Source organism: Citrobacter sp. 21OH12SH02A-Citro (assembly GCF_027919895.1).
Classification (GTDB): domain Bacteria; phylum Pseudomonadota; class Gammaproteobacteria; order Enterobacterales; family Enterobacteriaceae; genus Citrobacter; species Citrobacter braakii.
Map to the genome: position 1 here is coordinate 4,241,025 of NZ_CP114801.1, position 12,895 is coordinate 4,253,919.

Below are 12,895 nucleotides of genomic sequence, written 5' to 3' on the forward strand. Positions count from 1 at the left end.
GTTATTTTCCCTTCAGCAAAATAAACAATTCTTCTTGTCCTGGAGTTTTAAATATTGTAAAGCCAACCTCATCCGATAAATCTATAATAGTTTTTTCAAGTAGTTTTCTCGAAGTATATATTATATCAGCATAATGATTAGATAGTTCACTCCACCTTACATGTGTCTGCGTCTCGAAAAAACTCTCAATAGATTTTTTTAGCTGCTTTTTTAGTTCAATAGGTAACATGCGATTGCCAAAAAATTCTTTATGCGGTATTCCGTTAATGGACTCATCTTTTGTCCACCCATGCCCTGTGTTGTGTGACCAAGTCACTACCTTCCCTAAAGGGGTTTTGTTTACATCACAAATTTTATCAACTTCAATTTGATGAATAGTATTCGGTACCCCTTGGAACCATCTATCATCTAAACGCGCAGAGAAACTGCCAGCACAAAGTATATTAATAGGATGCTGATAGTCGTCAGAATACTGTGCAAGCCTAGGTATATGTTTATGTCCATGTACGATAAAATTAATGTTATGCTTAGACGCAATATCCATCAGGGTAGCTGCATTTTGTAAGATGCTATGGTCAGCGGCATCAAAAGGTAAATCAGGCTGCTGGATTGGATGGTGATGTACGACTAGCAGATTAATCTTCTCGCTATATGCAATCTTCAGTTCTTGAAGCTTTCTATCCAGTTCTGTTAAATCCTGTTTGCGAATAATACCATGATGAGGTTTTCTATCATAGTGGTCATAAACCGAACTGTTCACACCAATAATATTGAGGTTCTCATCACTCCAAATAGCAAAATATGGTTCATTGTAATAACAGCCAAAATGAGCTCGGTCTAAACATTGTTTAAAAAAGTCATTGAAGCGCAAGTTGCTATATTTGCGTTCAATTGTTGTATTAATGTTTTCTTTTGAGGTCATTGAGAGTTCTTCTTCAATCCAGTTACCATCGTGGTTCCCTGGAACAAAAAAGACTTTTTCTTGATCTACTCCCACAATCATCGCTATTTCTTTCAAGCGTGTAGATGCAAGTTCAAATTCTTCTCTGGTTGCTCTGTTGGTGATGTCACCCGCGACAACAAGATAGTCAGCTCGTATATCCTCTTGTTTAGCAAGATGCCTTAATTCATTTAGAAACTGATTTTTTACAGCGTTGTTAGAGCTCCCTACTGCAAACTCAGTTGAAACAGCCGCATCACCAACATGTAAATCACTAATGATTATTATTTTCATATGCCAGATACCTATAGGTATACTAATACTGTTGCATGATATCACAGTTGTGTAAGTATCCCGTTTTAAAGGAAAAATCATTTTTAGAGGCCTTTCACTTCCTCCCAGAGATAAATGTCCATAGACCGCTCAAAGCAGACGTCCTACTCCTCAGTTTGCCCCCTTTGAACTGCAGCTTCATGATGATGCCGATTTCCTGATGGTGGTACTGCTGAAGGCGATGGTATGAAATCTAAAAGTTGCCCGCCATGCGAGGTAAAAGAGTAAAACAACACGATCTTCGTCTTTACGACAGGCAGAGGATCATGGTCGAAGCACCGTCAACTTGATAAACTCTCTCGTAAATTCTTACGGGGCAGAAACTATTTGGGCGATTGTGTCGTCCCCTCTTTGCCGTGTTACATGCATTGTTTTCACCGGACACCATATGGCTATCAAGAAGAACGAACTTTACTCCTCCCTTTGGGCGAGCTGCGACGAGTTGCGTGGCGGAATGGATGCTTCACAGTACAAAGACTATGTGTTGACCCTACTGTTTATGAAGTACGTCTCTGACAAAGCTAAGGGCAACCCTTACGCGATGATTGAAGTGCCGGAAGGGGCAAGTTTCGACGATATGGTTGCTCTCAAGGGCAACAAAGAAATTGGCGAGAAAATTAACAAAACCATCAGATTACTGGCTGAAGCTAATGACCTGAAAGGTGTTATCGACATTGCCGACTTCAATGATGAAGACAAGCTGGGTAAAGGCAAGGAAATGATCGACCGTCTTTCCAAGCTGGTGGCAATCTTCGAAGGGTTGGATCTCTCAGCCAACCGCGTTGACGGAGACGATCTGCTGGGTGATGCCTATGAATATTTGATGCGTCACTTTGCTACAGAGTCAGGTAAATCCAAGGGGCAGTTTTATACCCCGGCAGAGGTGTCACGCATTCTGGCGAAAGTGATTGGCATCAGCAAACAGACACCACAGGATGCTACCGTTTATGACCCTACCTGTGGTTCAGGCTCACTGCTGTTGAAAGCCAGCGACGAAGCCGGTCCGAAAGGGCTGACCATTTATGGCCAAGAGATGGATTATGCGACCAGCGCACTGGCACGCATGAACATGATTCTACATGACAATACCACCGCTAAAATCTGGAAAGGTAACACCTTAGCCGATCCACATTGGAAGGATGGCAACGATAACCTTAAAACCTTCGACTTTGCTGTAGCTAACCCCCCTTTCTCCAACAAAAACTGGACTAGCGGGCTAGATGCTGCGAATGATACTTTTGACCGTTTTGTCTGGGGGACTCCACCTGAAAAGAACGGCGACTACGCTTTCCTGCTGCACATCATCAAGAGTCTCAAGAGCACAGGTAAAGGCGCAGTGATCCTGCCTCACGGCGTACTGTTCCGGGGCAATGCTGAAGCGCGTATTCGTGAAAATCTGCTTAAGCAGGGTTACATCAAAGGCATCATTGGCCTGCCCGCTAACTTGTTCTACGGCACCGGTATCCCGGCATGCATTATTGTCATCGATAAAGAAGATGCCCAGCTCCGAGCTTTCAATGCTAATGGCGAGAGTCAGCAAGGCATCTTTATGATCGATGCCAGTAAGGGCTTTATTAAAGACGGTAATAAAAATCGCCTACGCGCCCAGGACATCCATAAAATTGTCGATGCATTTAATCATGAGCAGGAAATCCCCCGTTTCAGCCGCATGGTACCGCTGTCAGAAATTGCGACCAACGACTTCAATCTCAATATCCCTCGCTATATCGACAGCAGCGATCCGGAAGATCTACATGACCTTTCGGGTCATTTAGCTGGTGGCATCCCTGATCGTGATATCGATGCTCTTAGTGCTTACTGGAAAATTTTCCCGACTTTACGTCAGGAACTGTTCGAGCCTGCCCGACCTGGTTACAGCAATGCACGAGTCGAAGCAAGTGAAGTAAAGACCACTATCCTGGCACACCCGGAATTTGCCGCTTTCAAAGCTGATGCACTCATACCCTTTGAAAATTGGTTTTCAGGTTGTCAGCTTGAAGAAATTGCTCGTGGTGACTCACCAAAACAACTGATTGAAGAAATTGGCGAGCGACTCCTCGCTGCCTATGCATCTGAAACCGCAACTGATGCCCCACTGCTTGAGAACTACGCCATCTATCAGTTACTGATGGATTACTGGATGGAGGTGATGCAGGACGATGTTTATGTTTTGAGTCAGGATGGCTGGCAAGCAGGCAAAGTCTTACGTGAGCTGGTTGTAGAAATAGGTGAAAAACTCAAAGAAATACCGGATCTGGTAATAGGCAAGAAGAAGTATAAGGCTGAACTATTGCCGCCAGCCCTTTTAGTGGCTCGCTATTTTGCTACCGAGAAACTGGAACTTGATCAACTTCAGGTCGCTTATGATGAAGCAGCCCAGGCACTTGAAAGCTTCCTTGAAGAAAACAGCGGTGAAGATGGGCTACTTGCTGATGCGATGAACGACAAAGAGAAAGTAACTGCTGCCAGCGTTAAGGCACGACTTAAAGTCGCAACTGATATAGAAGAAAAGGTAGTTCTAAAATCTGCTCAGGTGTTGTTCGATGCTGAAGCCAAAGCTAAAAAAGCGAATAAAGAAGCACAGGAAAAGCTGGATCTTGCGGTATTTTCTCATTATCCAAAGCTCACCGAAGAGGCCATAAAAACTCTTCTTGTGCAGGATAAATGGAAGGGAAACCTAGTCAGGGCCTTAGAAGCGGAGGTTGAGCGTATCACGCAGCGGCTGTCGAATCGAGTGAAAGAACTTGAAGAACGCTATAGCTCTACTCTGCCCAATCTTACTCAAAGCGTGGCTGAGTTAGAGGGCAGAGTTTCGGCTCATCTGAAGATGATGGGTTTGGAGTGGGCATGATGGAAAATCAGAGCAAAATACATGATGAAAAAGCAATTCCAGCTGGGTATAAGCTTACGGAAGCTGGGGTAATTCCCGATGATTGGGATGAAATAAACCTGAATTCAATCGTTTCTGTACTAGAAGCCGGGGTAAGTGTTAACTCTATTGATGAAATTGATGCCTACTCGCATGGAAAGCACATACTCAAAACATCATGCGTATTCAATGGACATTTTGATGGATCTGAAAAAAAATCTATCCTGCCAACTGATGTAAAGCGTGCTAAATGCTCTCCTGTTAAAGGAGGGATAATTGTTAGTCGGATGAATACACCTGCCTTGGTTGGGGAGGTTGGATATGTTGCTGAAAACAATTTAGATAGTTTTTTGCCTGACCGCTTGTGGCAAATGAAATTCAAAAAGGATGCAGCTCACAATCCTAAGTGGCTGGCTACATTGCTCAGCTTCCCTCCTTTTTCAAAAAAAATAAAAGACACTGCTACCGGTACAAGTGGCAGCATGAAAAACATCTCAAAGAGTGCTTTTTTGTGTTTGAAACTTCCTTGGCCAACAATAAAAGAACAGAATATTATTGGCAAAGCTCTATCCGATACTGATGCTCTAATTACCGCACTAGAGCAATTGCTCGTCAAAAAAAAAGCAATCAAAACTGCCAGCATGCAGCAACTGCTGACTGGTCACACGCGCTTACCGCTGTTTTCTAAACGCCCCGATGGGACACTCAAGAGCTATAAACTCAGTGAGCTTGGAAGGATTCCGGAAGATTGGGAAGTACACCCACTTGGCTATTTACTCAATGATTCACCGCGTTACGGAATTAATGCCCCAGCAGTAAAATTGGGGGGGAGTATTCCCGTTTATATTCGTATAACTGATATTAGTGACAACGGATATTTTAGACCCACTGAGAAAGTCGGTGTAAATAGCCCACATTCTGATTCCTATATACTACAGGAAGGGGATATTGTCTTAGCAAGAACAGGGGCTAGCGTTGGTAAATCTTATCTTTACAAACCAGAGGATGGCACCCTTGTGTATGCAGGATTTCTTATAAAAATTACGCCAGATCAAAGATCCCTAAATTCAAAATTCCTTTTCCAGTTTCTACAGACACAGCAGTATTGGAATTGGATAGCTACAAATTCAATGCGAAGCGGTCAACCAGGAGTTAATGGGAATGAATTCGCAAGTTTACCCATACCAGTACCAGCCAAAAAAGAACAAACTGCAATCGCCACCATCCTCTCAGATATGGATGCTGAACTCGAGGCATTAGAACAAAAGCTCGCCAAATTCCGCGATATAAAACAGGGCATGATGCAGCAGCTGTTGACTGGACGAATCCGTTTGCCATTGGATCAACAGCCATGAAACATACCCTTGATAAGACAGTTCTGTCGGTCAAGGGTCTTCTTAACCTGACTGACGTAGCAATTCCAGCCTATCAGCGCCCTTATAAATGGACTGTGAAAAATATCAGCGAACTGTTTGCGGACATAAACAGCCATCTCGATAAATCGGCCTACCGCTTGGGCTCAGTAGTATTTCATCAAGCTGGGAGCGATGCAGAAAACAGACTTGATATCGTTGATGGCCAGCAACGAACACTGACATTAATTTTAGCCGTATGGGCCCTTATCGAAACCCGGCTTGCTGAGCTGGAGCGTCAGGATTTGCAGGAAACGCTAGTCCAGCTAAGGCCCTCCGTTGAAAGTTTTATGAAGCGGCAACGCTTTGCTAGCCAAGTGTCAGAATACAATCTGTACCAGAATTATCAGGAACTAAAACGCAGGGTTAGCCATCGAGAATTCAGCGAGCAACATATCGATTTTCTTCTCAATCGCTGCCAGGTTGTGGCCTTTGTACTAACTGACTTATCTGAAGCCTTTCAGTTTTTCGACTCACAAAATGCCCGTGGGCGAGATCTGGATCCACACGACCTGCTTAAAGCCTTCCATCTACGTGAGTTCGCCAGCCATGAGGTGGAACTGAAAGCTGCATCCGTTGCCCATTGGGAAGGATTGCATAGTGATGACCTGGCTAATCTTTTCGCATCCTATCTCTATAGAGTGCGTCAGTGGTCGCAGGGGAATTCAGCTCGTTTCTTTGGTAAGGATGAGGTCGGCCTATTCAAAGGGATCAACCTTGACCAGATTGGTCAGTTCCCTTATGTGGAATCTTTGCGCATGGCTCACCATTTTGTGGATGACTATAACAATCAGTACCAGCGCAAGATTGATGGCCAGAAAATGCGCTTCCCTTTCCATCTCGATCAGATGATTATCAATGGAAGACGCTTTTTCGAAATGGCGGAACACTATCAGCAACAAGTATCGGCAATTATCGCCAGTGAGCGTGTCAGCACTCGCACTCAAAAGTCGTTAATGATTCAGGGTGCAGTCCTTGGTGAAATGGCAACCCAGATACTAAGAACGTTAAATAGCTATAGAAATCGCTATCGAACAGGGGATCAATATATACGCACAATGTTTGATTGTGCTCTGATCTTTTATATCGACAAATTTGGTGGGCAGTCGCTATCTGCAGCCATCGAGAAAAGCTTTATCTGGGCATACAGATGCCGTATCCGACAGCAAGTAGTACAACTTGCAACCATGGATAAGTACGTGCTGGAAAATAATCTGTTCCGGGTAATCAAAGAAGCCAGAATACCTGGTGATGTACTATCTATGCCGCTACTCACAATTCGGGCTTCAGAAAATAATAATAACCGCCGTACCGGTAACTATGAGCAAGATGAGCTGGTGAGGCTGTTCAAGGAGATGAACTACTATGAGTGATGCAAAGGTAACATCCTTTACGGTCAGATCATTACTGGGCGATGCATCTCGTTATCTTATCCCCATGTATCAGCGTAATTATGCCTGGGGAGAGGGTGAAATCACTCAACTTGTGCAGGACATACTCGACTACCAGCAAAAAGGTCTGCATTGCCCACTACCTCAAACTTACTACATCGGTACGTTGGTCGTGTTTACTCGTCCTGATGGACAGTCAGAGATAATCGACGGACAGCAACGTTTTACTACCCTATCCCTTCTTGCTAACTGGTTAAAAAAACATGCGGGATCCTCGCTGGATATGAGCTGGTACCAGGGCATTAATCTGGGGTTCGAGAGTAGACCAAAATCCAGTGAGACCTTTGCACGCCTCTGGCAAGGCGTCGAACCACATAAACTTCGAAGCAAGGCATTTAACGAAGGGTTGATTAATGGCTATGAGCTGATTGGCAAAGTGCTGCGCGACTTGAAGCTAGTTGGAGAGCCATTAAACCATTTTTGTACCTATCTATTCGACTATGTACAAATTGCCCGAATAGAAGTGCCTGCCGATACCGACCTCAATCATTTTTTTGAGGTGATGAATAACCGTGGCGAGCAACTTGAAAAGCATGAAGTGGTGAAAGCGCGACTCATGGCTGCGCTCAACAAGATAACGGACAAGCAAGATCGACAGAGCAGCTTGAGCACCCTCTCACGAGTTTGGGATGCCTGCTCCAACATGGAACGTTATGTCCAGTACGGTTTTACACCTACCGAACGTCATCAGTTATTTGGGCAGGAAAATTGGGGGAAATTTGTGCCCACTGATTTTAATTCCCTGGCTGATTTGCTTATCCCATCGGCTTCTGAGCTTGGCACAAGAGTGAACCAAACAAACCGCACACTGGCTGACATTATCAAGTCATCTTCAATCATAAGTGGTGATAGAGGTGAAGAAGATGAGGGTAGCTCAGAGCGTTTTAATAGTGTTATCAACTTCTCCAACTTCCTGCTCCATGTGTTGCGTGTCTGCAGCAACATAGGTAAGAACAGAGTAGATGTTCCGCTTGACGACAAACAATTAATCGAACAGTTCGAACTTCGGCTGTTAAAGCAGAATGACCCGGTTAAAGCGGTACAGGATTTCGTCTTTGCACTTCTCAAATGCAAATATCTTTTTGATCAGTTCGTGATAAAACGAGAGTTCGCGAAAGGTAGCGATGGCTGGAGTTTGAAGCGTCTGCGTTGGTATTCGGAGAAGAGTACCAGTTATACCAATACGTTTAATGAAGATGAGGGTAACAATACCAGCATCAACCGACAGATTTTGATGCTGCTTTCCGCATTCCACGTTTCAACCCCTACTCTGGTTTATAAACACTGGTTGAATGGAGCTTTGTACTATCTGTTTAATGCCCATTCCGCTGAAAACCAGATAGATGCAAGGAAGTACCTCGGGTATCTGGAGCATCTCGCCTCCGCGTTTGTCTTTCAAAACTTCCTGGCAGAACAAGAACCAAAATCATATTTTGAGATTATCTACGGTAAAGAGCTACATCTCCAACCTGCGGTACTGTCGGACAAGATTAAGAAGAAGATGCGCTTTGGGATGATAGCAAACAACCTGGTATTCAATTACCTGGACTACTTACTTTGGTGTCGTGACAGAAATAAAGCTGAAGTAGTCAAACGTTTTGAATTTACCTTCCGGAGTTCAGTAGAGCATTTCTATCCCCAGCACCCCATGGATGGCTATAGGACATTACCAGATACATCGTTGCATACCTTCGGTAATCTCAGCCTGATTAGCCACAGCAAGAATTCGCGACTGAGTAATTTCCAGCCAAAACAAAAGCAAGAGCACTTCGAAGCGAGTCTTGAACGGAATGAAATTGATAGTCTGAAACTGCTCGCCATGATCGAGCTGATGAAGAAGAACAATCAGTGGGGGGAAGAAGAAATCGCCACTCACGAAGCGGAAATGCTGGCAGTGTTAACCAGTGCAGGTGGTAGTGATAGCGAATTTAGGGAGGTGTTATGAACAGTGTTGGTCAACGTGAACGCATAACACAAAAACGTGTTATCCAGTTATTCACCGATCATCTCGGTTATCACTATCTTGGTAACTGGCACAAAAGAGAAGACAACCGCAACATCGAGCCTAGCTTAGTTTCGGCCTGGCTAACAAAACGCGGTGTTTCAGAAGTCCTAATCGCCCGAGCATTACGGCAGCTGGATCGAGCCGCAAGCCTCGGTGAAGGTCGTATCCTCTATGATGCAAACAAAGAGGTGTATCGCCTGCTACGCTACGGCGTAAAGGATAAAGAAGGTGCAGGTGAGCAAAATCAAACAGTGTGGTTGGTCGACTGGAAAAATCCAGAAGCCAATGATTTTGCTATAGCTGAAGAAGTGACCTACAACGGCGAAAATAAAAAACGCCCGGATTTGGTACTGTATGTTAACGGTATTGCGCTTGGTGTCATTGAGCTTAAACGTTCTACAGTGTCAGTCTCAGAGGGCATCCGCCAAAACCTCGATAATCAGCAAAAAGCCTTCATCCGCAACTTCTTCACTACTATCCAATTGGTGATGGCCGGTAATGATTTAGAAGGGCTTCGCTATGGTGTAATCGAAACGCCGGAGAAATATTACCTTCAATGGAAAGAAGCCGCTGAATCATCTCACACCAACATGCTTGATCGTCACCTGGCTCAGATATGCAATAAACAGCGCCTGCTGGAATTAATCCACGACTTTATCGTTTTCGATGCTGGAGTGAAAAAAACCTGCCGTCATAACCAATATTTTGGGGTCACTGCAACGAAACCGTTTATTCAACGCAATGAAGGCGGGATTATCTGGCATACCCAGGGCAGCGGTAAAAGTCTGACTATGGTTTGGCTGGCAAAATGGATCAGAGAAAATATTACCGACAGCCGAGTTTTGATCATTACCGACCGTACAGAACTTGATGAACAGATCGAGAAAGTGTTTAACGGTGTGGAAGAAGAGATCCTTCGCACCAGAAGCGGCGCAGATCTGGTGACTCGCCTGAATCAAACCAAACCCTGGCTTATATGCTCGCTCGTACATAAATTTGGTCGCCAAGAGGAGGAAGACAAAGATGCAGACACTGACGATTTCATTGAACAGATAAAACGTAACATCCCTGCCGATTTTAGTCCGAAGGGAAAATTATTCGTGTTTGTGGATGAGTGCCACCGAACCCAATCCGGCAAATTGCATTCAGCAATGAAAAGCATTCTGCCAGATGCGCAATTTATCGGTTTCACCGGCACCCCACTGATGAAGAAGGATAAGAAAAAGTCAGTGGAGGTCTTCGGTCCTTATATCCACACTTATAAATTTGATGAAGCAGTCAATGATGGGGTTGTACTGGACTTGCGCTACGAAGCTCGTGACATCGATCAGCGGGTCAAATCGCAGAAAAAAGTCGACCAGTGGTTTGATGCTAAGACATCTAAACTTTCTCGCCTTGGCCAGCAGCAACTCAAGCAGAAATGGGCATCAATGCAGAAGCTATTGTCGAGCCGCTCGCGACTAGAACAGATTGTCGCGGACATCCTTCTCGATTTCGAACAAAAACCACGACTCGCCGACGGCCGTGGTAACGCCATGCTGGTTTGTTCCAGCGTCTATCAGGCCTGCAAATGCTATGAGATGTTTAGTGAAGCTGGTTTTGCCGGTAAATGTGCGATTGTGACGAGCTACCAGCCAAATGCCAGTGAGATTAAAGGCGAGGAGAGCGGCGAAGGACTGACTGAGAAACTGGCCAAGTACAACATCTATCGCAAAATGCTTGCGGAGTATTTTGAACAACCTGAGGCTGAAGCAGCCAAACGTGTGAGTGATTTCGAAAAAGAGGTCAAACAACGATTCATCAAAGAACCGGGTCAGATGCGCCTTCTGATAGTCGTTGATAAGTTATTGACTGGCTTTGATGCTCCGTCAGCCACTTACCTGTATATCGACAAGAAAATGGCCGATCACAACCTCTTCCAGGCGATATGTCGCGTTAACCGGTTGGATGGTGAAGATAAAGAATACGGCTATATTGTCGACTATAAAGACCTTTTCCGCTCATTGGAAAAAACAGTTCAGGACTACACTGCAGAAGCCTTCGACGGCTACGACAAAGAAGATGTAGCCGGTTTACTGAAGGATCGATTGCAACAGGCAAAAATCGATCTGGATGGTGCTCTGGATGCCGTTCGCACCCTTTGCGAGCCAGTTAAAATGCCACGTAATCAACTTGATTATCAGCATTATTTCTGTGGAGAATCAGGGGCGTCAATAGAGCAGATATCTGAGAAAGAAGCTTTACGTCTAACATTGTACCAATCCGTGGCGAAGCTTATCCGCGCTTTTACCAATCTGGCAGGTGAACTAACAGATGCTGGTTATAGCGAGCAGCAGGCAGCTCAAATCCGCATCGATGTTGAGTTTTACTCGAAAGTACGCGATGAGATAAAAATAGCCAGTGGCGATTTCGTGGATATGAAACAGTTCGAGCCAGGCATGCGACAGATGCTGGATCTTTGGGTGGATGCCGATCCAAGTGAAACCCTCATGGATTTTGAGGAACTAGGACTGCTTGAGTTGATTATTGAACGCGGAGAAGAAGCACTGGATGGACTTCCAGCCGACATGCGTGGCAACCAGGAGGCCATGGCTGAAGCGATTGAAAATAACGTTCGCAGAACCATTGTTGATGAAAACCCAGTCAACCCGAAATACTACGAAAAAATGTCGGTGTTGCTTGATGAACTGATCGCACTTCGTCGTCAACAGGCGATCTCCTATCAAGAGTATCTGGAGCACGTACGTGAACTGGCGAAGCAGGTTAAACATCCGCAGTCAGGTAGTAAAAGTACTTATCCAGCAAGCATTGATACCCTCGCCAAGAAAGCGTTGTATGACAACCTCGGGCAGGATGAAGTCTTGGTGACAAAGATAGATGCCGCAGTCCGTCATACCAAAAAGGCCGACTGGTATGGGGATCGTTTTAAAGAACGCGAGATTAGTTTCGCTATCGCGGAAGAGATCAAAGGTTATTCAGTGACGGTCGCAGATGTAATGGCCCTGGTGAAAGCACAGAAGGAGTATCGCTGATGCCATTGGTTACCTTTGGTGAGCTCACTCTTGATTTGCAGCGTAAGCCAATCAAAAACTTGCATATCAGCGTACTTCCTCCGGATGGACGAGTAAGAGTATCGGCCCCCGTCTCACTGTCAGATACAGCTATCAGGATGGCTGTTGTCAGAAGGCTGGTATGGATCCGACAGCAGCAAGCACAATTTCAGGCTCAGCCGCGCCAGAGTGAACGAGAAATGTGTAGTGGCGAAACACACTATCTTTGGGGAAGAGGATATCGGCTGGATGTAGTTTTAGTAGATAAGCCCGCTGAAGTGAAACTTCAGGGTGGTTGGATACGCATGAAAGTACCTCTACATTATGATACGGCCCAGCGGGAAGCGGTTCTCAACCAGTGGTATCGCGGGATTTTAAAACAAAGACTGCCTAAGTTAATGGCAAAATGGCAGCAGGAAATTAAAGTTGAAGCCAGTTATGTTGGCATCAAGCGAATGAAGACTAAATGGGGTAGCTGTAACCCCCAAACCGCACGTATCTGGATCAATCTCGAACTGGTGAAAAAACCTCCTGAATGCCTTGAATTCATTGTGGTCCACGAGCTAGTTCATCTACACGAACGCAAGCACAATGAGCGTTTTATCGGCCTGATGAGTATGCACTTGCCAAACTGGCGTGAACACAGAGCTAAGTTGAATAAGATGCCATTAGCTTATAATCACTGGGGATACTAACTCTTACATCTACAATAGGTATAAGAGTTATTCAATGAATAATAATTTTATATTAATGACTATTTTTATAGCACTGACAGTAAAGGGATTTAATCGAGACTAGGAGCAGTGACCTGTCTTTTTAGACCGGTATTTTGTGT

General features: G+C 44.8%; 7 protein-coding genes. 6 read left to right on the forward strand and 1 reads right to left on the reverse strand.

Annotated features, from left to right (window positions below):
- Position 1 precedes the first annotated feature (1 nt).
- The gene (locus O6D90_RS20520) at positions 2-1,234 is read right to left on the reverse strand and encodes a metallophosphoesterase family protein (RefSeq protein WP_271143207.1); all 1,233 of its coding nucleotides are present in this window, start codon (positions 1,232-1,234) and stop codon (positions 2-4) included.
- A gap of 427 nt (positions 1,235-1,661) precedes the next feature.
- Here O6D90_RS20520 and O6D90_RS20525 point away from each other — a divergent pair, with 427 nt between their 5' ends.
- Genes O6D90_RS20525 through O6D90_RS20550 form a run of 6 tightly spaced genes read left to right on the forward strand, consistent with a single transcriptional unit; the run spans position 1,662 to position 12,755 of the window.
- Positions 1,662-4,124: a type I restriction-modification system subunit M gene (locus tag O6D90_RS20525; RefSeq protein ID WP_271143208.1), complete on the forward strand. Its 2,463-nt coding sequence runs from the start codon at positions 1,662-1,664 to the stop codon at positions 4,122-4,124.
- A complete protein-coding gene (locus tag O6D90_RS20530) occupies positions 4,121-5,497 on the forward strand; it encodes a restriction endonuclease subunit S (RefSeq protein WP_271143209.1) in 1,377 nt (458 codons plus the stop codon). Before O6D90_RS20525 ends, O6D90_RS20530 begins: the two co-directional genes overlap by 4 nt.
- Positions 5,494-6,927: a DUF262 domain-containing protein gene (locus tag O6D90_RS20535; protein ID WP_271143210.1), complete on the forward strand. Its 1,434-nt coding sequence runs from the start codon at positions 5,494-5,496 to the stop codon at positions 6,925-6,927. Before O6D90_RS20530 ends, O6D90_RS20535 begins: the two co-directional genes overlap by 4 nt.
- Positions 6,920-8,950: a DUF262 domain-containing protein gene (locus O6D90_RS20540; RefSeq protein ID WP_271143211.1), complete on the forward strand. Its 2,031-nt coding sequence runs from the start codon at positions 6,920-6,922 to the stop codon at positions 8,948-8,950. Before O6D90_RS20535 ends, O6D90_RS20540 begins: the two co-directional genes overlap by 8 nt.
- On the forward strand, positions 8,947-12,042 hold the full coding sequence (locus O6D90_RS20545) for a type I restriction endonuclease subunit R (protein ID WP_271143212.1): 3,096 nt from the start codon (positions 8,947-8,949) through the stop codon (positions 12,040-12,042). Before O6D90_RS20540 ends, O6D90_RS20545 begins: the two co-directional genes overlap by 4 nt.
- Positions 12,042-12,755, forward strand: a complete 714-nt coding sequence (locus O6D90_RS20550; protein WP_271143213.1) for a M48 family metallopeptidase — start codon at positions 12,042-12,044, stop codon at positions 12,753-12,755. Before O6D90_RS20545 ends, O6D90_RS20550 begins: the two co-directional genes overlap by 1 nt.
- Positions 12,756-12,895 lie beyond the last annotated feature (140 nt).